This is a genomic window from Serratia sp. HMSC15F11 (assembly GCF_001808215.1).
GTDB lineage: Bacteria > Pseudomonadota > Gammaproteobacteria > Enterobacterales > Enterobacteriaceae > Serratia > Serratia nevei.
This window is the reverse complement of record NZ_KV792467.1, coordinates 1-23,704: the sequence shown is the minus strand read 5'-3', so window position 1 is coordinate 23,704 and position 23,704 is coordinate 1. Positions and strand designations below refer to the sequence as shown.

Sequence of the window (23,704 nt, the reverse complement as noted above, 5' to 3'; positions counted from 1 at the left end):
ATTTGTTTCTCTTTTCATAGTGACTATCGTCACGAAATTAGGCGGCGATTTTCAGTAGAGTGCGTTTTTGTTCCTCCCAATAAACATGATCCATGAGGAGTCTCGTATGTCTCAGTCTGACGTTTTTCATCTCGGCCTCACCAAGAACGATTTACAAGGGGCCCAGCTTGCCATCGTGCCGGGCGATCCGCAGCGCGTAGAGAAGATTGCCAAGCTGATGGAAAATCCGGTGCATCTGGCCTCCCATCGTGAATTCACTACCTGGCGCGCAGAGCTGGACGGCAAGGCGGTGATCGTGTGCTCTACCGGTATCGGCGGCCCGTCTACTTCTATCGCGGTGGAAGAGCTGGCGCAGCTGGGCATTCGCACCTTCCTGCGCATCGGCACCACCGGCGCCATTCAGGCGAACATCAACGTCGGCGACGTGCTGGTCACCACGGCGGCGGTACGCCTTGACGGCGCCAGCCTGCACTTTGCGCCGATGGAGTTCCCGGCGGTCGCGGACTTCGCCTGCACCACCGCGCTGGTGGAAGCGGCCAAGGCCAGCGGTGCCACCACGCACATCGGCGTGACCGCCTCCTCCGATACCTTCTATCCGGGCCAGGAGCGTTACGACACTTACTCCGGCCGCGTGGTCAGCCGTTTCAAAGGCTCGATGGAAGAGTGGCAGGCGATGGGCGTGATGAACTATGAAATGGAATCCGCCACGCTGCTGACCATGTGCGCCAGCCAGGGCCTGCGTGCCGGCATGGTGGCCGGGGTGATCGTCAACCGCACCCAGCAAGAGATCCCGAACGCCGAGACCATGAAAAACACCGAAAGCAAAGCGGTGCAGATCGTGGTGGACGCCGCTCGCCGCCTGCTGTAATCGCCTTTCCCCCAGCGGGCCGCCGACGCGGCCCGTTTTTCCATTCGCGGCGAATCTGTTACGGTGATACTCCTCAGCGCTGCGCCGATGGCCGCCGCGCGTTGTCATAACAAAAACAACGAGGACGTTTATGACCGCCCAGATCCTGCTTCATCCTTCGCTCGCGCCGCTCGACGGCGGCATCAATTTCCGCGACTTCGGCGGCAACGGCGTGGCCGACGGGCGCCGCATCAAGCGCGGCCTGCTGTTCCGCTCCGGTTCCCTCGAGCGGCTGACGGAAAACGACTGCACCTTTCTCGCCGGCGTGCCGGTGCGCTCGGTGCTGGACTACCGCGATGCCGACGAGGTGCAGGCCAAGCCGGATATTCTGTGGAGTGGCGCCGACTATCACCACGTGCCGGCTAACCCGCTGAGCAGCGAAGTCAACGCCAACCTGGAGAAGCTCACCAACGAGACGCTGGCCGCCTTCGACGCCCGGGCGTTCATGCTGGAGCTGTATCGCCGCCTGCCGTTCGGTAATGCGGCCTATCAGCGGCTGGCGCAGCTGTTGAGCAATCCTGGCGGCGGCGCCATCGTGCAGCACTGCGCGGTCGGCAAGGATCGCACCGGGGTCGGTTCGGCACTGGTGCTGTTCGCGCTGGGGGCCGACGAAGCGACGGTGCTGGAAGACTATCTGCTGACCGAAACCACGCTGGCCACTTTCCGCGAGCAGATGTTGGATCAGCTGTCTATCAAGCTGAATGCGGCGGCGCTGGAGCAATTCGCTTACGTGCTCAGCGCGCGCGAGGAGTTCCTGATGACGGCGTTGGGCTGCATCCGTCAGCAATACGGTTCCACCGACCGCTGGTTGGAAGCGGAATACGGCCTGGGCGCAGCCCAGCGCGAAGCGCTGCAGGCGTTCTACCTCGAGTAAATCGCCGCGCGTTTAGCCGGGGTTTAACTCGCCCCGGCCTATCCTAGGCGGCGAATTATCGCGTATCAGGAGCCCCGCATTGAGCCTCAATGACGTTATCAACTGGGTCAGCGACGTCGTGCGTCAGCACGAAGGCTGGGCCATTCCCATCATCTTTTTCCTGGCGTTCGGCGAGTCGCTGGCGTTTTTGTCGCTGCTGCTGCCGGCCACGGTGATCCTGCTGGCGCTGGGCGCGCTGATCGGCGAAAGCGGCATCGCCTTTTGGCCGATTTGGGCCGCTGCCGCCGCCGGGGCGTTTTTCGGCGACTGGCTCTCTTACTGGATCGGCTATCACTATCAGGACCGGGTGGCGCATATGTGGCCGCTGTCGCGCAATCCGCAGCTGCTGGCGCGCGGCCACGCGTTCTTTGAACGCTGGGGCGTGCTGGGCATCTTCATCGGCCGCTTTTTCGGCCCGCTGCGCGCCGTGGTGCCGCTGGTGGGCGGCATTTGCGGCATGCCGCAGCGTTATTTCCAGTTAGCCAACGTCACGTCGGCGATGATCTGGGCGTTCGGCATTCTGGCGCCGGGGGCATTCGGCATCAAGTGGCTCAGCCAGTGGCTGGGCTGATTTCTCGCTAAATTGCGCAGCGCCGCGCAATATTGTGCGCGGCGGGCAAAATCAGGCTGGACATCCATACAGGCTCCCCTTAACGTGACGGGCAATGGGCGTGCGAAACGCCGGAACGGCAAGGTGCAACAGGAGGCAGGGTGGATACCAGTCTGATTTATGGGATTGGCGGCGTAACGATCGGCATGCTGTTGGGGTGGTTGATCGCCAGTCTGCGGGTGCAACAGACGAATGCGCAGCATGAAACCGAGCTGCGGTTGCTGGAGCAAGCGTTGCAGCAGGCGCAGCAGGAAACGGTGGCGCGGCAGGAGGCTCTGCAGCGCCACGAGCAGCAGCTGCGGCAGAGCGAGCTGGAGCTGCGTAACCTGCACAGCCAGCTGGCGGCCGGGCATGAAAAGCTTCAACAGCTCAACCATTGGCGCAACGAATGCGAACTGCTTAACCAGGAGCTGCGTGCCCAGCGCGAGGTTAACAGCGCGCAGGAGGCCGAGCTGCGCGAAGTCACCATCCGTTTGGAAGAGACGCGCATGGCGGCGGAGGAGAAGCAGCGCCTGCTTATCAACAGCGAACAACGCCTCACCACCCAGTTTGAAAACCTCGCCAACCGCATTTTTGAACACAGCGGCCGTAAGGTGGACGAGCAAAATAAGCAAAGCTTGGATCGGTTGCTGCTGCCGCTGCGTGAACAGCTGGACGGTTTCCGCCGTCAGGTGCAGGACAGCTTTGGTCAGGAGGCGCGGGAACGTCACACGCTGACGCACGAGATACGTAATCTGCAGCAGTTGAACGCACAGATGGCGCGCGAGGCCATTAACCTCACCAAGGCGCTTAAAGGCGACAACAAAACGCAGGGCAACTGGGGCGAAGTGGTGCTGAGCCGGGTGCTGGAGGCCTCCGGCCTGCGCGAAGGGCACGAGTATGAAACGCAGGTCAACGTGCGGGTGGATCACCAGAGCCGCATGCAGCCCGATGTGATCGTGCGCCTGCCGCAGGGCAAGGATGTGGTGATCGACGCCAAGATGTCGCTGATCGCCTACGAGCGCTATTTCAACGGCGAGGATGAGGCGGAGCGCGAGGCGGCGCTGAGCGAACATATCGCCTCGCTGCGCGGCCACATCCGCATGCTGGGCCGCAAGGACTATCAGCAGCTGCCGGGGTTGCGCTCGCTGGACTATGTGCTGATGTTCATTCCGGTCGAGCCTGCCTTCCTGCTGGCTATCGATCGCGAGCCGGAGCTGATCAGCGAAGCGCTTAAGCACAACATCATGCTGGTCAGCCCGACCACGTTGCTGGTGGCACTGCGTACCATCACCAACCTGTGGCGTTATGAGCATCAGAGCCAAAATGCCCAGCGCATCGCCGATCGCGCGGCGAAACTGTATGACAAGATGCGGCTGTTCGTGGACGATATGTCCGCGCTGGGGCAGAGCCTGGACAAGGCGCAGGGCAGTTATCGTCAGGCGATGAACAAACTGAGCGAAGGCCGTGGTAACCTTATTGGCCAAATTGAAGGTTTTCGCGCGTTGGGGGTTGAGGTCAAACGGCCGATCAACCCGCTGCTGGCGCAGCAAGCCGGCGCGCAACACGATGAAGCGGAAGAGGCGAACGACGATGATGTCGCCGCGCTGCCGCAGACGAAAGACGGTGACGATACCGCCGGGGAACCAGGCTTCGTTTCGCACGGCTGAGGCCGTGGCGAGGTGGGGTATTCCCCAGGCTTCTGGTACACTCATCCACACAAAATTGACTGAATAGCAGGCAGGACAATGGCAGATCAACCGCAGGAAACCACCGATTTCGGTTTTCGCACCGTCGCTAGAGACGAAAAACAGGCCATGGTGGCGGACGTTTTTCATTCGGTAGCGGCAAAGTATGACGTGATGAACGACCTGATGTCGTTCGGCATCCACCGTATCTGGAAGCGTTTCACCATTGACTGCAGCGGCGTGCGCCGCGGGCAGCGCGTGCTGGATCTGGCCGGCGGTACCGGCGACCTGGCGGCCAAGTTCTCCCGCATGGTCGGCGAGCAGGGGCAGGTGGTGCTGGCGGACATCAACGATTCGATGCTGAAGATGGGACGCGAGAAGCTGCGCGATCGTGGCATCGTCGGCAACATCAATTACGTGCAGGCCAACGCCGAAGCGCTGCCGTTCCCGGACAATTACTTCGATTGCATCACCATCTCCTTTGGCCTGCGCAACGTCACCGACAAAGACAAAGCGCTGCGCTCGATGTTCCGCGTGTTGAAGCCGGGCGGCCGCCTGCTGGTGCTGGAATTCTCCAAGCCGCTGCTGGCGCCGCTGAGCAAAGCTTACGATGCCTACTCGTTCCACGTATTGCCGAAGATCGGCGAGCTGGTGGTGAAGGATCCGGACAGCTACCGCTACCTGGCGGAATCGATCCGCATGCACCCCGATCAGGAAACCCTGAAGGGTATGATGGGCAACGCCGGTTTTGAAAACGTCACCTATTTCAACCTGACCGGTGGGATTGTCGCCCTGCATCGCGGCTTCAAGTTCTGAGAGGGAGATGCCGATGCTGTTTACCCCTCTGCTGACCGGTGCGCTGGAAACCTCGCTGAATAATCTGCTGTTTCGCGATCGCAGCATGAAAGCCGCTCGCCAACGCCTGGCGGGCAAGGTGTTGCGTATCGAACTGGAAGAGCTGGCTTCACCGCTGGTACTGGTGTTCAGCGAACTGCGCGTGGACGTGCTGGGGCAGTCTGAGGACAGCGCCGATTGCACCGTGCGCAGCCGCATTCCCGCCTTACTGAAGCTGCGCGATCGCCAGCAGTTGCCGGTGCTGATGCGCAGCGGCGAATTGACGGTGGAAGGCGATATTCAGGTGGTACAACAGCTGGTTGGGCTGCTCGATCTGGCGGAGTGGGATCCGGCGGAGTGGCTGGCGCCCTATATCGGCGATATCGCCGCCCAGGGCATTACGCAGGCGCTGGGAAAAGGCGCCTCGCTGCTGAAAGCCGGCTTTATGCGCCGGCAGCAGGACATGGCGGAGGCGTTGACGGAAGAGTGGCGTCTGGCGCCGGGGCCGCTGGAAGTGGTGTGGTTCAACGAGGAAGTTGATGCACTCGCCCGCAGCGCGGAAGCGCTGTCTGCCCGCATGGACAAGTTGGAGGGCAAGCGATGACCCCAGGCGAACTGCGCCGTTTGTATTTTATCGTCCGCGTTTTTCTCAGCTATGGGCTGGACGAACTGATCCCTAAAATGCGTTTGACGCTGCCGCTGCGCTTCGGCCGCCGGCTGCTGTTCTGGATGCCGAATCGGCACAAGGACAAGCCGCTGGGTGAACGCCTGCGGCTGGCGCTGCAGGAACTGGGGCCGGTCTGGATCAAGTTCGGCCAGATGATGTCGACCCGCCGCGATCTGTTTCCGCCGCAGATTGCCGATCAGCTGACTTTGTTGCAGGACCGGGTCGCGCCTTTCGACGGCGCGCTGGCGCGTAAACATATCGAACTGGCGATGGGCGGCCCGCTGGAAACCTGGTTCGACGATTTCGATCAGCAGCCGCTGGCCTCTGCTTCGATCGCGCAGGTGCATACCGCGCGGCTGAAAACCACCGGCCAGGAAGTAGTGCTGAAGGTGATCCGGCCGGATATCGGGCCGATCATCAAGGCCGACGTGCGCTTGATGTACCGTTTGGCCGGCTGGGTGCCGAAGCTGTTGCCGGACGGCCGCCGTCTGCGCCCGCGCGAAGTAGTGCGTGAGTACGAGAAAACCCTGCTGGACGAATTGAACCTGCTGCGCGAAGCGGCCAACGCCATTCAGCTGCGCCGCAATTTCGACGGCAGCCCGATGCTGTACGTACCGGAAGTCTATTCCGACTACTGCCGTGAAAGCGTATTGGTGATGGAGCGCATCTACGGCATTCCGGTCTCGGATATCGCCACGCTGGAGCAGCAGGGCACCAACATGAAACTGTTGGCGGAACGCGGCGTTCAGGTGTTCTTTACCCAGGTATTCCGCGACAGCTTCTTCCATGCGGACATGCATCCCGGTAATATTTTCGTCAGCTACGAACATCCGGAAGATCCTTGCTATATCGGCATCGACTGCGGCATCGTCGGCTCGCTGAACAAGGATGATAAACGCTACCTGGCGGAAAATTTCATCGCCTTCTTCAACCGTGATTACCGCAAGGTGGCGGAACTGCACGTCGACTCCGGTTGGGTGCCGCGCGACACCAACGTGGAAGACTTTGAATTCGCCATCCGCACCGTTTGCGAGCCGATTTTCGAGAAACCGCTGGCGGAGATTTCCTTCGGTAACGTGCTGCTGAACCTGTTCAACACCGCACGCCGCTTCAATATGGAAGTGCAGCCGCAGCTGGTGTTATTGCAGAAGACCTTGCTGTATGTTGAAGGACTGGGGCGCCAGCTCTACCCGCAGCTGGATCTGTGGACCACGGCCAAGCCGTTCCTCGAGAGCTGGCTGCGCGATCAGGTCGGCATCCCTGCCGTGGTGCGCGCGCTCAAAGAAAAAGCGCCGTTCTGGGCGGAGAAGCTGCCGGAACTGCCCGAGCTGTTTTACGACAGCCTGCAGCAGCATAAACTGTTGCAACAAAGCGTTGATAAGCTGACTAACCAAATGCAGGCTCAGCGGGTTCGTCAGGGGCAGTCACGTTATTTGTTCGGCGTTGGCGCTACACTCTTGGTAAGCGGCACGCTGTTGCTGCTGGGGCAAATCGAGGTGTTTCCCGCCTGGATGATGGCCGCCGGCATCGTATGCTGGGTGATTGGCTGGAAGCGAACCACCTGATTTAATTCGTCACTCTGGTAAAGTCGGCCCTATAATGCGGGCTGGCTTTGAAAGACCCTTTAAAATTAGAGGTAATTAAAATGGGCGGTATTAGTATTACGCAATTGTTGATCATCGCAGTGATCGTGGTGCTGCTGTTCGGTACCAAAAAACTGCGCACGCTGGGCTCCGATCTCGGCGCCTCGATCAAGGGCTTCAAGAAGGCGATCGGCGACGACACGCCGTCGACCCCCAACACGGCTGAGAAAAGCAGCCTGGATGACGCTGACTTCTCGGCCAAGCCTATTACCGATAAGCAGCCGGAAGTGAAACCGGAAGAGTCGAAGAACAAAGAGCAGGTATAAACCGTGTTTGACATTGGGTTTAGTGAGCTGCTGCTGGTGCTGGTGATCGGCCTGGTTGTTCTGGGGCCGGAACGGTTGCCGGTCGCGGTCAGAACGGTGTCGGGCTGGATCCGCGCGCTGCGCTCGCTGGCGGCCTCGGTGCAGCACGAACTGTCTCAGGAGCTGAAGCTGCAGGAACTGCAGGACAGCCTGAAAAAAGCCGAACAGGCCGGCCTGCAGAACCTGACGCCGGAATTGAAGGCATCGATGGATGAGCTGAAAGACGCGGCGGAATCATTGAAACGCACTTACCGGGGCGAGAAAGAAGAGCTGGCGAACACCATTCATAACCCGCAGGTCACCGATCCGGAAGCCTTGCACGACGGCGTGACGCCGGCGGAAGCGGCAACCAGCGCCAGCGCGCCCGCCGCCGTGCCAAAACCGGCAGCGGAGCCTGAGGCCGTCGCGGCTGCTTCCCCGGCTGCGCCTGTGGCGGTGCAACCGGCTAAAGCACCGGTGGAAACCGCGCCGGCACCTGTCGAACCTGTTGCGGATAAAACCCCTGCGTCTCACCAACCTAGTGGCGATCGTTAATACATGGCTGTTGAAGATACCCAACCCCTTATCAGTCATCTGATAGAGCTGCGCAAGCGGCTGTTGAACTCGATTATTTGCGTGCTGGCGGTGTTCGTGGTGCTGGTGTTTTTCGCCAACGACATCTACCAGCTGGTCTCTGCGCCGCTGCTCAAGCAGCTGCCGGCCGGGGCGAGCATGATCGCTACCGACGTGGCGTCACCGTTCTTTACGCCGATCAAGCTGACCATGATCGTCTCGGTGTTCGTCTCCGCGCCGATGATTCTGTATCAGGTGTGGGCATTCATCGCACCGGCGCTGTACAAGCATGAACGCCGCCTGATGATGCCGCTGCTGGTGTCCAGCAGCCTGCTGTTCTACCTCGGCATGGCTTTCGCCTACTTCATCGTGTTCCCGCTGGCCTTCGGCTTCTTTGCCAAGACCGCGCCGATGGGGGTGACCATTGCGACCGACATTAAAAACTACCTCGATTTCGTCATGGCGCTGTTTATGGCGTTTGGCGTTGCCTTCGAAGTGCCGGTCGCCATCATTTTGCTGTGCTGGAGCGGCGTCACCTCGCCGGAAGATCTGAAGAAGAAACGGCCGTATGTGTTGGTCGGCGCGTTTGTGGTCGGCATGCTGTTGACGCCGCCGGACGTGTTCTCGCAAACCCTGTTGGCAATACCGATGTATCTGCTGTTTGAAGTGGGGGTGTTCTTCGCTCGCTTCTATACCGGTAAACGTCGCCCGCAGGCGGAAGAAGAAGACGAGGGTGACGAACCTCCAATACCCTGATCCACATTGATTGCGAAGCCGCCCATCGGGCGGCTTTTGCTTTGGAAAAAACCATGTTTGATATCGGCGTTAATCTTACCAGCAGCCAATTCGCCAAAGACCGCCAGGCGGTGGTGGAACGCGCCCGCGTTGCGGGCGTGACGGGGATGTTGATTACCGGCACCGATCTGGCGGAGAGCCGCGAGGCCGCCGAACTGGCGCAGCAACATGCGGGCTACGGTTGGTCTACCGCCGGCGTGCATCCGCACTATGCCAGCGGTTGGGATGAACACACCGCCGAGCAGATTTATGCGTTGGCCGCGTGCCCTGAAGTGGCGGCGATCGGCGAATGCGGCCTGGATTTCAATCGCAACTTCTCGACGCCCGCACAGCAGGAAGCGGCGTTCACCGCGCAGCTGGCGCTGGCGGCGGAGTTGGCGCTGCCGGTGTTTCTCCACTGCCGCGACGCACACGCACGTTTTGCCGAGCTACTGACGCCGTGGTTGGATAAACTGCCCGCGGCCGTGGTGCACTGCTTCACCGGCACCGCCGAAGAATTAACAAGCTGCCTGTCGCTGGGCCTGTCGATCGGGATTACCGGTTGGGTCTGCGACGAGCGGCGCGGCCTGGAATTGCGCGCCCTGTTGCCGCAGATCCCGGCCGAGCGTCTGTTGCTGGAAACGGACGCCCCTTATCTGTTGCCCCGGGATTTACAACCTAAACCCGCATCTCGCCGCAACGAACCCTGTTTCCTGCCCCATATCGTGCATCAGGTCGCCGTCTGGCGACAGGAAGAGCCGCAATGGCTGGGGCAAAAAACCGATGAGAACGCCCGCCGGCTATTCCGGCTGGTTTGAGCTAGGAGAAAACTATGAGCTATGCATTTCCGGGTACCTTTCCTGGTCGCCGTATGCGCCGCGTGCGCCGTCATGACTTCAGCCGCCGCCTGGTCGCCGAGAACCAACTGACGGTCAACGACCTGATTTATCCGGTGTTTGTCATGGAAGGCAGCAACCGTCAGGAAGAAGTGGCCTCGATGCCGGGCGTATCGCGCATGACGATCGATCTGCTGGTCAAGGAAGCGGAAACCATCGCCAAACTCGGCGTGCCGGTGATCTCCCTGTTCCCGGTGATCGAGCCGGGCCTGAAATCGCTGCATGCGGAAGAAGCCTATAACCCGGAAGGGTTGGTGCAGCGCACGGTGCGCGCGCTGAAAGACGCGGTGCCTGAGTTGGGCATTCTGACCGACGTAGCGCTCGATCCCTACACCACGCATGGGCAGGACGGGGTCATCGATGAGCAGGGCTATGTGATTAACGACGTGACCAAAGACATCCTGGTGCGTCAGGCGCTGTCCCATGCCGAAGCGGGTGCGGAAATCGTGGCGCCGAGTGACATGATGGACGGCCGCATCGGGGCGATCCGCGATCGTCTGGAATTGCAGGGCCTGGTGAATACCCAGATTATGGCATATTCCGCCAAGTATGCTTCCTGTTACTACGGCCCGTTCCGCGATGCGCTGGGCTCCAGCGGCAACCTGAAGGGCGGCAATAAGAAGACCTATCAGATGGATCCGGCCAACAGCGACGAAGCGCTGCAGGAGATTGCACAGGATCTGCAGGAAGGCGCGGACATGGTGATGGTGAAACCGGGCATGCCGTACCTCGACGTCGTACGCCGCGTGAAGGATACCTTCGGCGTGCCAACCTTCGCTTATCAGGTGTCCGGCGAGTACGCGATGCATATGGCGGCGATTCAGAACGGTTGGCTGCAAGAGCAACCTGCGGTGATGGAGTCGTTGATGTGCTTCAAACGCGCTGGCGCCGACGGTGTGTTGACCTACTTCGCCAAGCGTGTCGCCCAGTGGCTGCACGACGACGCGATGCGTCGTTAAGCGCCAAATGAGCCAACAAAAAGGCGCCTGAGGGCGCCTTTTGCATTACATCTTCTGGAACTGTCGGTTGTCGATGCTTTGACTGACCTGTTTGTTGATCAGGTTCAGCAACAACATGGAACGCGCCTCGCCGTCCGGCTCGGTGTAGATCGCCTGCAGCCCTTCGAATACGCCGTCGACGATCAGAACGGTGTCCCCCGGCTGCGGGGTTTCCGGATCGACATAGGTTTCGCTGGCGTGCGTGCGCAGCTCATCGATCACCTTGCTCGGGATCACGCTCGGCAACGCGCCGAAACGCACGAAGTGGCTGACGCCGCGGGTGGCGCTGATGGTGGTGGTGTGAATGCGCTCCGGGTCGAACTCCACAAACAGATAGTTGGGAAACAGGGGTTCGCTGACCGCGATGCGCTTGCCGCGCACGATCTTTTCCAGCGTGATGATCGGGCTGAGGCAGTTTACCTGCTGCCGTTCCAGATGTTCCTGCGCTCGCAACAGCTGACCGCGTTTGCAATAAAGTAGATACCAGGATTCCATAATTTCACATGCCTTTCTGCCAGCCGGTAAGCATATCAAAAGCTATTCCGGATACATAGTGATGCAAGTTTCAGCGTGTAACATCACCTATCTCTATGAATATGCGGCTATTAGCGAGGGGTCACACACTTATCGATACGGCGCTGGTATAACAGAGGGCTGAAAATTTGTTACCGTCACAGTATGGCAAGGCGTTGCGCTACCGGCTGTGACGCTATTCATCGTTTTTGACCGAGGGGGAAAGAAATGGAGCTGTTTCTGTTGAGCAACGGCAAACTGTCTGACGAAGCCGAGCTGCTGGGGTACGCCAAAAGCCAACTGCTGGCGATGATTGCGCGTCGCGGCATCAAATCCGCCGTCTTTATCCCTTACGCCCTGATCCGTTATGACTACGACCAGCGTGCGCAGGAGCTGGCGCAAACGCTGGGCATCGAAGTCACCAGTATCCATCACGCCGCTTCGCCGGCGGCGGCGATCGCGCAGGCGGAGTGCATTTTGGTCAGCGGCGGCAATACCTGGTTGCTGAACCAAATGCTGCACGAGCAAGGCCTGATCGTGCCCATCCAGCGCGCAGTGCGCGAGCGTGAGGTGCCTTACGTCGGCTGGAGCGCCGGTTGCAACGTGGCCACGCCGAGCATTCGCACCACCAATGATATGCCGGTGCGCTGCAGCGTGGTGCTGCCGGCGCTGGGGCTATTCCCGGTGCAGATCAACCCGCATTACATCGACGCGCCTATCAGCGGCCACATGGGCGAAACCCGTGACGAGCGCCTGGCGGAGTTCTGCGCGATCAACCCGAGTGAATCGGTGGTGGCGCTGCGTGAAGGCAGCCTGCTGCACGTTGAAGGCAATGCGCTGCGTTACTTCAGCGCTAACGGGCAGGGCTTCAAGGTGTTCCGCCACGGCGAGGAGACGCGCGAATATCAGGATACGCGTGCGTTGGCCACGCTGGTGCCGTTCAACTGCGGCTGAGAGCCACCCCGCATCGGGCGGCGTTAACAAAATTGCAGCAACAACCGTGAAGAGGGCTTATAATGCCCTCCCCACTGGCCGTTATAATGATCAGCATGAAATACCGTGACTTACGCGATTTCCTCTCGTTGCTGGAGAAGAGAGGGGAACTAAAACGCATCAGCCAGCCGATCGATCCTTACCTGGAAATGACGGAGATTGCCGATCGCACCCTGCGGGCGGGCGGCCCGGCATTGCTGTTTGAAAACCCGAAAGGCTACGACATGCCGGTGCTGTGCAACCTGTTCGGCACCGCCAATCGCGTGGCGATGGGCATGGGGCAGGAAGACATCAGCGCGCTGCGCGAAGTCGGCAAACTGCTGGCGTTCCTCAAAGAGCCGGAGCCGCCGAAAGGCTTCCGCGATCTGTTCGACAAAATGCCGAAGTTCAAGCAGGTGCTGAACATGCCGACCAAGGTGCTGGGATCCGCGCCTTGTCAGGAGCAGGTATGGCAGGGTGAGGATGTTGATCTGGGCCGTATTCCGGTGATGCACTGCTGGCCGGAAGACGCCGCGCCGCTGATCACCTGGGGGCTGACGGTGACCCGCGGCCCGCATAAGGAACGGCAAAACCTCGGCATCTATCGCCAGCAGGTGCTGGGCAAGAACAAAGTGATCATGCGCTGGCTGTCGCATCGCGGCGGCGCGCTGGATTATCAGGAGTGGTGCCAGGCGCACCCCGGCGAGCGTTTCCCGGTCGCGGTAGCGCTGGGGGCCGATCCTGCCACCATCCTCGGTGCGGTCACGCCGGTGCCGGATACCCTGTCTGAATATGCCTTTGCCGGGCTGCTGCGCGGCAATAAAACTGAAGTGGTCAAGTGCCTTTCCAACGATCTGGAAGTGCCCGCCAGCGCCGAAATCGTGCTGGAAGGCTATATCGAGCCGGGTGAAATGGCGCCGGAAGGCCCCTACGGCGACCACACCGGTTACTACAATGAAATCGACCAATTCCCGGTGTTCACCGTCACCCACATCACCCAGCGCCGCAACGCGATCTACCACTCGACCTACACCGGCCGCCCGCCGGATGAGCCGGCGATCCTGGGCGTGGCGCTGAACGAAGTGTTCGTGCCGATCCTGCAAAAACAGTTCCCGGAAATCGTCGATTTCTATCTGCCGCCGGAAGGATGCTCGTACCGCCTGGCGGTAGTGACCATGAAAAAACAGTACGCCGGCCACGCTAAACGCGTGATGATGGGCGTCTGGTCGTTTCTGCGGCAGTTTATGTACACCAAATTTGTTATCGTCTGCGATGACGACGTCAATGCGCGCGACTGGAACGACGTGATTTGGGCGATCACCACACGAATGGATCCGGCAAGGGATACCGTTCTGGTGGAGAATACGCCGATCGACTATCTGGACTTCGCCTCGCCGGTTTCCGGTCTGGGTTCGAAGATGGGGCTGGACGCCACCAATAAATGGCCGGGTGAAACCGATCGCGAATGGGGCCGTCCGATTCAGATGGATGAAAAGGTACGTGCGCGCGTCGACGAAATCTGGGATGAGCTCGCAATCTTCAGTGGCAGGGAACCGACGCTGTAGCGTCAGGCCCTGTTCTCAGCTTTGCATTGATGACCCGACAGAGGGAACGCATGACAATATTGAGCTGTAAAGTGACCTCGGTAGAGGCCATTACCGATACGGTTTATCGGGTACGTCTGGTGCCCGAGCAGCCGTTTTCTTTCAAGGCAGGGCAATATCTGATGGTGGTGATGGACGAGCGCGACAAGCGCCCGTTCTCGCTGGCATCAACCCCGACGCAGCAAGATTACATTGAGCTGCACATCGGCGCTTCGGAGCTGAATCTGTACGCCATGGCGGTGATGGATCGCATCCTGAAAGAGCAGGCGATCACCGTCGACGTGCCGCACGGCGACGCCTGGCTGCGGGAAGAGGGCCGCCGTCCGCTGGTGCTGATCGCCGGCGGCACCGGCTTCTCTTACGCGCGCTCAATCTTGTTGACCGCGTTGGAGCAGCAGCCCGATCGCGACATTTCGATCTACTGGGGCGGGCGTGAGCTGAAGCACCTGTACGATTTGAGCGAGCTGGAAGCGCTGTCGTTGCAGCATCCGAATCTGAAGGTGATCCCGGTGGTCGAGCAGCCGGAAGCCGAATGGCGCGGCCGCAGCGGCACCGTGCTCAGCGCGGTGCTGCAGGATTTCGGCACGCTGGCGGAGCATGACATCTACATCGCCGGGCGTTTCGAGATGGCGAAAATCGCCCGTGAGCGTTTCTGCGCCGAGCGCGGCGCGCTGGAAGCGCATATGTTCGGCGACGCGTTTTCGTTTATCTGACCGATGCGGTGCGCAGTGAACGGGGTGGCCGAGGGTCGCCCCGTTTTTATTTGGGCGCCGGCAAACTTCAGGCATAAAAAACCCGCCCCTGACAGGCGGGAAGAACGGCAACTAAACTTGGCGGGATGCCGCGATTTGAAGTGGTGACGCGGTCATCCCAAGATAGACACAGCTAAACGCGTTCAAACACGGTGGCGATACCCTGGCCCAGGCCGATGCACATGGTCGCCAGGCCGAACTGCGCGTCGCGACGTTCCATGTTGTTCAACAGGGTGGTCGAGATGCGGGAGCCTGAACAACCCAGCGGGTGGCCGAGCGCGATGGCGCCGCCGTTCAGGTTGATCTTGTCGTCGATGCTATCCATCAGCCCCAGATCCTTGATGCACGGCAGCGACTGGGCGGCGAACGCCTCGTTCAGCTCGAACAGATCGATGTCCTGCACGCTCAGACCGGCGCGTTTCAGCGCCAGCTTGCTGGCCGGCACCGGGCCGTAACCCATGATGGAAGGATCGCAGCCGACGACCGCCATCGAGCGGATGCGGGCGCGGGCCTTCAAACCGAGCGCTTTGGCGCGCGATTCGCTCATCAGCAGCATGGCGGAAGCGCCGTCCGACAGGGCGGAAGAACTGCCGGCGGTGACGGTGCCGTTGACCGGATCGAACGTCGGACGCAGGGCCGACAGGCTTTCGACGGTGGTTTCCGGGCGAATGACTTCATCGAAATCGTAACGGGTCAGCACGCCATCGGCGTCGTGGCCGTTGGTCGGTATGATCTCGTTTTTAAAGTAGCCGGCCAGCGTCGCCGCATGTGCGCGCTGGTGGGAGCGGGCGGCGAACTCATCCTGCATCTGGCGGCTGATGTTGTGCATCTTGGCCAGCATTTCGGCGGTCAGCCCCATCATCCCGGCGGCTTTGGCCACGCTGCGGCTCAGCCCCGGATGGAAATCCACGCCGTGGTTCATCGGCACATGGCCCATGTGTTCCACGCCGCCGATCAGGCTGACGTGCGCGTCGCCGACCATGATGGCGCGCGCCGCGTCGTGCAGCGCCTGCATCGAAGAGCCGCACAGGCGGTTGACGGTCACCGCCGGTACGCGGTGCGGGATCTCGGCCAGCAGCGCGGCGTTGCGGGCGATGTTGAAGCCTTGTTCCAGCGTCTGCTGCACGCAGCCCCAGTAAATGTCATCGATCTCGGCGGCGTCCAGCGCCGGGTTGCGGCTCAGCACTTCACGCATCAGGTGAGCGGAGAGATCTTCGGCGCGCACCTGGCGGAAGGCGCCGCCCTTGGAGCGGCCCATCGGCGTGCGTACGGCATCAACAATAACTACGTTTTCCATCTTTATGACCTCATGCCGGTTGGCGGGTAGCGACGTCGGACAGCGGTGTCGCCACCGGGTAGTAGCTTTCATTGCGTTCGGCCTTGGCGCGCAGACCGGCCGGCACCTGATACAGGGCGCCGAGGTGTGCGTAACGCTGGGCCAGCTCAACGTAGTTGGCGGTGCCGAGCGTATCCAGGTAGCGGAACGCGCCGCCGTGGAACGGAGGGAAGCCGATGCCGTAGACCAACGCCATATCGGCTTCCGCCGGGCTGGCGACGATCTTCTCTTCCAGGCAGCGAACCACTTCGTTGATCATCGGGATCATCATGCGCGCGATGATTTCTTCGTCGCTGATGGTCTGGCGCGGTTGGCTCACTTCGGCCAGCAGCACATCGGTCTGCTCGTCGTGGTCCTTGCGCGGTTTGCCTTTGCTGTCCTGGCTGTAGCGGTAGAAGCCCAGCTGATTTTTCTGACCGAAGCGCTGGTTGTCGAACATCACGTCAATGGCGTCGCGATAGTCTTTGCTCATGCGATCCGGGAAGCCGGCGGCCATTACCGCCTGCGCGTGGTGCGCGGTGTCGATGCCCACGACGTCGAGCAGGTAGGCCGGGCCCATCGGCCAGCCGAACTGTTTTTCCATCACTTTATCGATCTGACGGAAGTCGGCGCCGTCGCGCAGCAGCAGGCTGAAGCCGGCGAAATACGGGAACAGCACGCGGTTGACGAAGAAGCCCGGGCAGTCGTTCACCACGATCGGCGTTTTGCCCATGCGGCTGGCGTAGGCCACCACTTTGGCGATGGTGTCATCGCTGGTCTGTTCGCCGCGGATGATTTCAACCAGCGGCATGCGGTGTACCGGGTTAAAGAAGTGCATGCCGCAGAAGTTTTGCGGGCGCTTCAGCGATTTTGCCAGGTGATTAATCGGAATGGTCGAGGTGTTCGACGCCAGAACGGTGTCCTCACCGATCAGGTTTTCCACTTCCGACAGCACGGCGGCTTTGACCTTCGGATTCTCGACGACCGCTTCAACGATCACCTGTGCGCGCTCGATGCCGGCGTAGTCCAGCGTCGGCTGAATGGTCGACAGCACCTGCGCCATTTTCAGGCCATCCAGCTTGCCGCGCTCCAGCTGCTTATTGAGCAGCTTGGCCGCTTCGCTCATGCCCAGCGTCAGCGACTTGTCGCTGATGTCTTTCATGATCACCGGCACGCCTTTCAGCGCCGATTGGTAGGCGATGCCGCCGCCCATAATGCCAGCGCCCAGCACCGCCGCCTGTTTCGGCGCATCCACATTCTTGGCCAGCTTTTTCGCCTGGCCCTTCACGAACTGGTCGTTAAGGAAGATGCCGACCAGCGCGCGCGCTTCGTTGGAGCGCGCCAACGGCACGAAGCTGGCGGTTTCCAGTTTCAGCGCTTCATCGCGGCCCAGCTTGGCGGCGGCTTCAATGGTTTTCACCGCGGTCATCGGCGCCGGGTAATGTTTTCCGGCGGTCTGCAGCACCATGCCTTTGGCGGTGGTGAAGCTCATCGCGGCTTCAATCGGGCTGAGCTTCAGCGGCTCCAGCTTAGGTTGACGCACGGCGCGCCAGTCCAGCTTGCCGTCGATCGCCTGTTGCAGCATTTTCAGCGCCGCTTCGGCCAGTTTTTCCGGTGCCACCACCGCATCCACCAGGCCGACTTTCAACGCGTCTTTGGCGCTGACGTCTTTGCCGGCGGCGATGATTTCCAGCGCGCTGTCGTTACCCAGCAGGCGTGGCAGGCGGACGGAACCGCCGAAGCCCGGCATGATGCCCAATTTGGTTTCCGGCAGGCCGATGCGCGCGTCCGGTGAGGCGACGCGGAAATCGGTCGCCAGAATGCATTCGCAACCGCCGCCGAGCGCATAGCCGTTAATGGCCGAAATGGTCGGCACAGGCAAATCTTCCAGCCGGTTAAAGACGTTGTTGGCGAACACCAGCCACTCTTGCAGCTTTTCAGCCGGTGCGGCGAACAGAGAAAGGAATTCGGTGATATCGGCGCCGACGATAAACGCGGCTTTGGAGGAGCGCAGCAGCAGCCCCTTCAGTTCAGGTTGGTTTTCCAGCACGGTGAGCGCTTCGCCCAGGCTGGCGACGGTGCGGGTGTCCAGCTTGTTGACCGAGCCCGATGCGTTGAACACCAGCTCGGCGATGCCGTTATCGAGCCAGTGCAGTTGTAATGTTTCGCCTTGGTAGAGCATGTCTATCTCCTGAATCAGCGTATGATCTGGTATGACCAGATGTTGAGGAGTGTGGTTTTTATGTTAAAAATATGCAAATGAGAGATTGCATATTTGCTGGCCTGATCACATCTCGCCAAGTTAGTTTTTTGATTTAAAACGAAGTTATATTTTATGTGCTATCGGCATTTGCTGGAGTTTGTCGGCCCTCATACACTTGCCTGCAGCGATTTATCATTCAGACGAGGTTAAGCATGAATAAGGCGGCTTGTGTTAAACGCAGCGGCTTATGGAGCATTCCCGCCAGAACCATGACGCTGGCGTGTCTGTTGGTGTTTATGGCGCAGATGGCGACGACCGTGTACCTGCCTTCGCTGCCGACGGTGATGCGCGAGTTGGCAATGAGCCGGCGCGCCACCGAGCTGTCCATTTCGATCTTCGTCATCGGCGCTGCCTTGCCGGTGCTGTTCTGGGGCGCGGCTGCCGATCGCTTTGGCCGCCGAGCGCCGCTGACGCTTTCCCTGCTGCTTTTCATTGGCTGCAGCGGGCTGTTGGCGTTGTGCAGCAACGGCGCCCAGCTGCTGGCGCTGCGCGCGCTGCAGGGTGTGGGCGCCGGTGGCGCGGCGATCATTGCACGTATCATCGTGCGGGATAACTGGAGCGGTGACGAGCTGGCGCGGCGGCTGTCGGTGCTCTCTATCGCTTTTATCACCGCGCTGGGCGGCGGTCAGTTCGTCGGCGGCCTGCTCAGCCAATATTCGCACTGGCAGATGGGCTTCGTCTTGATGGGAGCCACCGGTTTGGCCATTCTGGCGCTGATGGCGACGCTGCCGCTGGAGGCGGGGCGCGATCGCGGGCCTCGCCCGGCGATGACGGCTACCTACTTCGCCATCCTGCGGCGGCCGGGATTTTTTTGGCCGGCCTGCGTCGGCGGGCTGGGTTTCGCCACCACGGTGACGCTGCAGGAGGTGAGCCCGTTCGTCATGCAACAGGGTTTTGGTCTCAACGTCACGGCGTTCGGCGCGCTGGGCTTGGTGATCGGCATCGCCTACTTTAGCGGCGCGTTGACGGTGAACCGTACGGTGGCGCGCGTCGGCGGGAAAAAACTGATGCAAACCGGCAGCGGCATCGTGGCTCTGGCGACGGTGGCGATCCTGATATTGTGGTGGAGTGAAATTCTGGCCGGCCTTTCCGGTATGGTGCTGTTCATCGCGCTGTATTGCCTGACCATTTTTGGCCAGGCGGTGTTGTTTCCCAACAGCATGGCGATGGCGGTCAGCGACGCCAAAGAGTACGGTGCCTATGCGATGGCGCTGTGCGGCTTTCTGCAGCAGTGTCTGGCGGGCGTCGCCGCGGCTGGCGCGGTGTTGTTGGAGCACCATGGCCTGTGGGCGCTGGCGATAGCGTTGCTCGGCCTGGCCGGCTGGTTAATGGTTAAACTGCGGATGTAACGGCATTTGCAGGGAATTGCGAGCTGCTCCGCATGCCCAACGCGATGAGGTTGGTGCGTAGGAGCGCTGTGTTAAGATGGCTTCTTTCGTGCTAAGGCATAAGGGTACTGTGATGGAAACGCTGGCTTCTTTGTATAACGACCACCTGGCAGAGTTGCAAAAACGCGCACGTGAAGTGCTGGAGCGCAACAAGTTGGATGCGCTGCTGATTCACTCCGGGGAACTGCAAAAGGTATTTTTGGACGACCATAGCTATCCGTTCAAAGTGAACGCGCATTTCAAAGCCTGGGTGCCGGTGACGTCGGTGCCGAACTGTTGGCTGTGGATCGACGGCGTCAACAAGCCGAAGCTGTGGTTCTATTCTCCGGTCGACTATTGGCACAGCGTAGAGCCGCTGCCGGACAGTTTCTGGACCAAGTCCCTCGAATTGATGCCGCTGGCCAACGCCGACGCCATCGCCCAGCAGCTGCCGCCGCAGCGCGAGCGTGTCGGCTATATCGGTTATGCGCAACAGCGCGCCCGCGATCTCGGCATCCCTTCTGAGAACATCAACCCGAAAGCGGTGTTGAACTACCTGGATTTCCACCGTTCGATCAAAACCGGCTATGAGTTGGCCTGCATGCGCGAAGCGCAGAAAACGGCGGTAACCGGCCATCGTGCGGCGCATGAGGCCTTCCTCTCCGGCATGAGCGAGTTCGACATCAACCTGGCCTACCTGACGGCGACCGGCCACCGTGATACCGATGTGCCTTACGACAACATCGTGGCGCTGAATGAACACGCTTCGGTACTGCATTACACCAAGCTGGATCATCAGCCGCCGGCCGAATCCCTGAGTTTCCTGATCGACGCTGGTGCAGAATATAACGGCTACGCCGCCGATCTGACCCGCACCTACGCGGCGCAAAGCGGCAGTGAGTTCGCCCACCTGGTGAAAGATCTCAACGCTGAACAGCTGGCGCTGATCGAGACCATCAAGACCGGCGTGCGCTATACCGACTACCATGTGCAGATGCACCAGCGCATCGCCAAGCTGCTCAAGAATCACAAGTTGGTGAACGGCCTCAGCGAAGAGGCGATGGTGGAAACGGGCATCACCACGCCGTTCCTGCCGCACGGGCTGGGCCATCCGTTGGGCCTGCAGGTGCACGATGCCGCCGGCTTTATGCAGGACGAGCAAGGCACCCATCTGGCGGCGCCGTCCAAGTATCCGTTCCTGCGTTGCACCCGCGTGTTGCAGCCGGGCATGGTGTTGACCATCGAGCCGGGTCTGTACTTCATCGAATCGCTGTTGGCGCCGTGGCGCAGCGGTGAGTTCAAGCAGCACTTCGCCTGGGATCGCATCGATGCGCTGAAGCCGTATGGCGGCATCCGTATCGAAGACAACATCGTGATCCACGAAAAGCGCATTGAGAACATGACGCGCGATCTGAACCTGGCCTGATGCGGCCGTACCCGATACCGGCGGAAGCAACCAGCTTTACCGAAGAAATAAAGAAGAGCTGTTTTATCACCCTGCTGGCGCCGACCAGCGGGGTAGCGGCGGCAAAGGCGTTTATTCAGCAGGTGCGCGACGAACATCCGGCGGCGCGGCACCACTGTTGGGCTTTCGTTGCCGGCAGCCCCGATGACTCGCAGCAGCTGGGGTTTTCCGACGACGGAGAACCGTCGGGTACCGCCGGCAAACCGATCCTTGCGCAGCTGATGGGCAGCGGTATCGGCGAAGTGACCGCCGTGGTCGTTCGTTACTACGGCGGCGTCAAGTTGGGCACTGGCGGGCTGGTGAAAGCCTATGGCAACGGTGTTCAACAGGCGTTGAAGCAGTTGGCGTTGGCACAAAAGGTGCCGGAAGCCGAATATATCTTGCAGTGCGACTATGCGCAGTTGGCGTTGGTGGAGAACTTGCTGCAGCAAACTGCAGGTCGGATCCTACAGGGCGAATACGGCGCCGCCGTCGTACTGCACCTGGCGTTGCCGGCCACCGAGGTCGAGCTGTTTGGAAATAAATTGCGTGATCTCAGTCGCGGTAATTTGCAATTAACCCCCATTTCGCAATAATTCCTCCCAATTGAATTGTTAAGGATCGTGCTGAAATGCATTTTCGCGCCATAACCCGTATCGTTGGTCTGCTGGTCATCCTGTTCTCCGGGACGATGTTTATTCCCGGCCTGGTGGCATTGATTTACCGCGATGGGGCGGGGCGTGCATTCAGCCAAACCTTCTTCGTGGCGCTGACCATCGGCCTGATGCTGTGGTGGCCGAACCGCAAACAGAAACACGAGCTGAAGCCCCGGGAAGGCTTCCTGATCGTCGTGCTGTTCTGGACCGTGCTGGGCAGCGTGGGGGCATTGCCGTTCCTGTTTTCGGAACGGCCCAACTTGTCACTGACCGACGCCTTCTTTGAATCCTTCTCGGGATTGACGACCACCGGTGCGACGACGCTGGTGGGATTGGACTCGCTGCCGAAGGCCATTCTGTTCTATCGCCAGATGCTGCAATGGATGGGCGGTATGGGGATCATCGTATTGGCGGTGGCGATACTGCCGATACTCGGCGTCGGCGGCATGCAGCTGTATCGGGCGGAAATGCCCGGGCCGCTGAAAGACAACAAGATGCGTCCACGCATCGCCGAAACCGCCAAAACCCTCTGGCTAATCTATGTATTGCTGACCGTTGCCTGTGCGCTGGCGCTCTGGGGCGCCGGGATGTCGGTATTCGACGCTATCGGCCACAGTTTCTCGACCATCGCCATCGGCGGTTTTTCTACTCACGACGCCAGTATCGGTTATTACGCCAGTCCGACCATCAACACCATCATCGCCGTGTTCCTGCTGATTTCCGGCTGTAACTACGGCCTGCACTTCGCTTTGCTAAGCGGCCGCAGTCTGAAGGTGTATGGGCGCGATCCTGAATTCCGCATGTTCATCTTCGTCCAGTTGACGTTGGTGGTGGTATGCACGTTGGTGCTCTGGGGGCATGGCGTCTATAAGAGCGGTATGGAAACGCTCAATCAGGCGTTCTTCCAGGTGGTATCGATGGCGACCACGGCCGGTTTTACGACCGACAGCATCGCCAAGTGGCCGCTGTTTCTGCCTATGTTGTTGCTGTGCTCGGCGTTCATCGGCGGTTGCGCCGGCTCGACCGGCGGTGGCCTGAAGGTGATTCGTATCCTGCTTCTGTACCTGCAGGGCTCGCGTGAGTTGAAAAGGTTAGTGCACCCCAACGCGGTCTATACCATCAAATTGGGCAACCGTGCGCTACCGGAACGCATTCTGGAGGCGGTATGGGGATTCTTCTCTGCCTATGCGCTGGTGTTTATCGTCAGCATGCTGGCGATCATTGCCACCGGCGTTGACGATTTTTCCGCGTTCGCCGCAGTGACGGCAACGCTCAATAACCTCGGCCCCGGCCTGGGCGTAGTGGCGGATAACTTCACCACGATGCCAGCGGCGGCCAAGTGGATCCTGGTGGTGACGATGCTGTTCGGGCGCCTGGAAGTGTTCACATTGCTGGTGCTGTTCACGCCAACCTTCTGGCGTGAGTGAGTCTGATATAAGGAGTACGCCATGAAGGCATTGATACTTTATTCGAGCCGTGACGGGCAAACACGCGCTATCGCTTCTTATATAGCAAGCAAGCTGCAGGACACGCTGCGTTGTGAGGTGATCGATCTGCTGCAGGCGGAACAGGTCGATCTTAGTCAGTATCAGCAGGTGATGATCGGCGCTTCTATCCGTTACGGGCACTTTAACCCGGCGCTGGATAAATTCGTCAAGCGTCATGCCGAGCAACTGAATCGAATGCCGAGCGCGTTCTTTGCCGTGAACCTGACCGCGCGTAAACCGGAAAAGCGCTCGCCGCAAACCAACGCTTATACTCGCAAGTTCCTGCTGGCCTCGCCGTGGCAGCCAAAACAGTGCGCGGTGTTTGCCGGCGCATTGCGTTATCCGCACTATCGCTGGTTCGACCGCATCATGATTCAATTTATTATGCGTATGACGGGCGGTGAAACGGATACCAGTAAGGAAGTGGAGTACACCGATTGGCAGCAGGTCGACCGTTTCGCCCAGGAATTTAGCCAGATCCAGTACGAAAAGTGACAAAAATGCGGGTTTGGCCAGCGTTTTGCCGAAAAAAGCCGCGCTTGAAAAGTTTTTTGCAATTAGGGGT

At 60.1% G+C, this 23,704-nt stretch carries 23 protein-coding genes; 20 read left to right on the top strand and 3 right to left on the bottom strand.

The window, feature by feature from the left end; all coding sequences use genetic code 11:
• The first annotated feature begins 106 nt into the window (after window positions 1-106).
• From udp to hemB, 12 genes are all read left to right on the top strand, one after another.
• Window positions 107-868 carry a uridine phosphorylase gene (gene udp, locus HMPREF3138_RS15010; RefSeq protein ID WP_004934432.1) on the top strand — a complete coding sequence of 254 codons (762 nt, stop codon included), beginning with the start codon at window positions 107-109 and terminating at the stop codon, window positions 866-868.
• Window positions 869-998: 130 nt separating this feature from the next.
• Window positions 999-1,781, top strand: coding sequence for a tyrosine-protein phosphatase (locus tag HMPREF3138_RS15005; protein ID WP_038874176.1), 783 nt, complete (start codon window positions 999-1,001; stop codon window positions 1,779-1,781).
• Window positions 1,782-1,860: 79 nt separating this feature from the next.
• Entirely contained in the window at window positions 1,861-2,391 is a 531-nt protein-coding gene (locus HMPREF3138_RS15000) for a DedA family protein (protein WP_004934438.1), read from the top strand.
• A gap of 140 nt (window positions 2,392-2,531) precedes the next feature.
• Window positions 2,532-4,079 carry a DNA recombination protein RmuC gene (gene rmuC, locus HMPREF3138_RS14995; RefSeq protein WP_048232418.1) on the top strand — a complete coding sequence of 516 codons (1,548 nt, stop codon included), beginning with the start codon at window positions 2,532-2,534 and terminating at the stop codon, window positions 4,077-4,079.
• 78 nt (window positions 4,080-4,157) lie between these two features.
• Complete coding sequence (ubiE, locus tag HMPREF3138_RS14990) at window positions 4,158-4,913, top strand: bifunctional demethylmenaquinone methyltransferase/2-methoxy-6-polyprenyl-1,4-benzoquinol methylase UbiE (RefSeq protein ID WP_025304918.1); 756 nt, start codon at window positions 4,158-4,160, stop codon at window positions 4,911-4,913.
• Window positions 4,914-4,926: 13 nt separating this feature from the next.
• Window positions 4,927-5,535 carry a ubiquinone biosynthesis protein UbiJ gene (locus HMPREF3138_RS14985; RefSeq protein WP_038874179.1) on the top strand — a complete coding sequence of 203 codons (609 nt, stop codon included), beginning with the start codon at window positions 4,927-4,929 and terminating at the stop codon, window positions 5,533-5,535.
• Window positions 5,532-7,163, top strand: coding sequence for a ubiquinone biosynthesis regulatory protein kinase UbiB (gene ubiB, locus HMPREF3138_RS14980; protein WP_038874180.1), 1,632 nt, complete (start codon window positions 5,532-5,534; stop codon window positions 7,161-7,163). Before HMPREF3138_RS14985 ends, ubiB begins: the two co-directional genes overlap by 4 nt.
• Window positions 7,164-7,243: 80 nt before the next feature.
• On the top strand, window positions 7,244-7,507 hold the full coding sequence (tatA, locus tag HMPREF3138_RS14975; protein ID WP_004934452.1) for a Sec-independent protein translocase subunit TatA: 264 nt from the start codon (window positions 7,244-7,246) through the stop codon (window positions 7,505-7,507).
• A gap of 3 nt (window positions 7,508-7,510) precedes the next feature.
• On the top strand, window positions 7,511-8,080 hold the full coding sequence (tatB, locus tag HMPREF3138_RS14970) for a Sec-independent protein translocase protein TatB (RefSeq protein WP_038874181.1): 570 nt from the start codon (window positions 7,511-7,513) through the stop codon (window positions 8,078-8,080).
• Between the two features lie 3 nt (window positions 8,081-8,083).
• Entirely contained in the window at window positions 8,084-8,854 is a 771-nt protein-coding gene (tatC, locus tag HMPREF3138_RS14965) for a Sec-independent protein translocase subunit TatC (protein ID WP_038874183.1), read from the top strand.
• 53 nt (window positions 8,855-8,907) lie between these two features.
• Complete coding sequence (gene tatD, locus HMPREF3138_RS14960) at window positions 8,908-9,690, top strand: 3'-5' ssDNA/RNA exonuclease TatD (RefSeq protein ID WP_038874208.1); 783 nt, start codon at window positions 8,908-8,910, stop codon at window positions 9,688-9,690.
• 14 nt (window positions 9,691-9,704) lie between these two features.
• Window positions 9,705-10,727, top strand: a complete 1,023-nt coding sequence (hemB, locus tag HMPREF3138_RS14955) for a porphobilinogen synthase (protein ID WP_033636707.1) — start codon at window positions 9,705-9,707, stop codon at window positions 10,725-10,727.
• 45 nt (window positions 10,728-10,772) lie between these two features.
• Here hemB and rfaH read toward each other — a convergent pair whose 3' ends face one another.
• The gene (gene rfaH / locus HMPREF3138_RS14950) at window positions 10,773-11,261 is read right to left on the bottom strand and encodes a transcription/translation regulatory transformer protein RfaH (RefSeq protein ID WP_004934466.1); all 489 of its coding nucleotides are present in this window, start codon (window positions 11,259-11,261) and stop codon (window positions 10,773-10,775) included.
• A 246-nt stretch (window positions 11,262-11,507) separates the two neighbouring features.
• Between rfaH and pepE the strand changes: the two genes are divergently transcribed.
• The 3 genes from pepE to fre all read left to right on the top strand — a co-directional run bounded on the left by pepE (window position 11,508) and on the right by fre (window position 14,568).
• Window positions 11,508-12,233, top strand: coding sequence for a dipeptidase PepE (pepE, locus tag HMPREF3138_RS14945; RefSeq protein WP_038874185.1), 726 nt, complete (start codon window positions 11,508-11,510; stop codon window positions 12,231-12,233).
• Window positions 12,234-12,319: 86 nt separating this feature from the next.
• On the top strand, window positions 12,320-13,816 hold the full coding sequence (gene ubiD, locus HMPREF3138_RS14940) for a 4-hydroxy-3-polyprenylbenzoate decarboxylase (protein ID WP_048232423.1): 1,497 nt from the start codon (window positions 12,320-12,322) through the stop codon (window positions 13,814-13,816).
• Between the two features lie 50 nt (window positions 13,817-13,866).
• Window positions 13,867-14,568 carry an NAD(P)H-flavin reductase gene (fre, locus tag HMPREF3138_RS14935; protein WP_038874189.1) on the top strand — a complete coding sequence of 234 codons (702 nt, stop codon included), beginning with the start codon at window positions 13,867-13,869 and terminating at the stop codon, window positions 14,566-14,568.
• A gap of 172 nt (window positions 14,569-14,740) precedes the next feature.
• Here fre and fadA read toward each other — a convergent pair whose 3' ends face one another.
• Together fadA and fadB are read right to left on the bottom strand one after the other, a co-directional pair.
• Window positions 14,741-15,904: an acetyl-CoA C-acyltransferase FadA gene (fadA, locus tag HMPREF3138_RS14930; RefSeq protein WP_070559142.1), complete on the bottom strand. Its 1,164-nt coding sequence runs from the start codon at window positions 15,902-15,904 to the stop codon at window positions 14,741-14,743.
• A 10-nt stretch (window positions 15,905-15,914) separates the two neighbouring features.
• Window positions 15,915-18,104, bottom strand: coding sequence for a fatty acid oxidation complex subunit alpha FadB (fadB, locus tag HMPREF3138_RS14925; RefSeq protein WP_038874192.1), 2,190 nt, complete (start codon window positions 18,102-18,104; stop codon window positions 15,915-15,917).
• A gap of 233 nt (window positions 18,105-18,337) precedes the next feature.
• Here fadB and HMPREF3138_RS14920 point away from each other — a divergent pair, with 233 nt between their 5' ends.
• The 5 genes from HMPREF3138_RS14920 (at window position 18,338) to hemG (ending at window position 23,634) form a co-directional block, all read left to right on the top strand.
• Entirely contained in the window at window positions 18,338-19,534 is a 1,197-nt protein-coding gene (locus HMPREF3138_RS14920; RefSeq protein ID WP_038874193.1) for an MFS transporter, read from the top strand.
• A 112-nt stretch (window positions 19,535-19,646) separates the two neighbouring features.
• Window positions 19,647-20,978, top strand: a complete 1,332-nt coding sequence (pepQ, locus tag HMPREF3138_RS14915) for a Xaa-Pro dipeptidase (RefSeq protein ID WP_038874195.1) — start codon at window positions 19,647-19,649, stop codon at window positions 20,976-20,978.
• On the top strand, window positions 20,978-21,592 hold the full coding sequence (locus tag HMPREF3138_RS14910) for an IMPACT family protein (protein WP_038874197.1): 615 nt from the start codon (window positions 20,978-20,980) through the stop codon (window positions 21,590-21,592). Before pepQ ends, HMPREF3138_RS14910 begins: the two co-directional genes overlap by 1 nt.
• A 35-nt stretch (window positions 21,593-21,627) precedes the next feature.
• Window positions 21,628-23,079, top strand: coding sequence for a Trk system potassium transporter TrkH (gene trkH, locus HMPREF3138_RS14905; protein ID WP_004934492.1), 1,452 nt, complete (start codon window positions 21,628-21,630; stop codon window positions 23,077-23,079).
• 21 nt (window positions 23,080-23,100) lie between these two features.
• Window positions 23,101-23,634, top strand: coding sequence for a menaquinone-dependent protoporphyrinogen IX dehydrogenase (gene hemG, locus HMPREF3138_RS14900; protein ID WP_038874199.1), 534 nt, complete (start codon window positions 23,101-23,103; stop codon window positions 23,632-23,634).
• The last annotated feature ends 70 nt before the right edge of the window (window positions 23,635-23,704 follow it).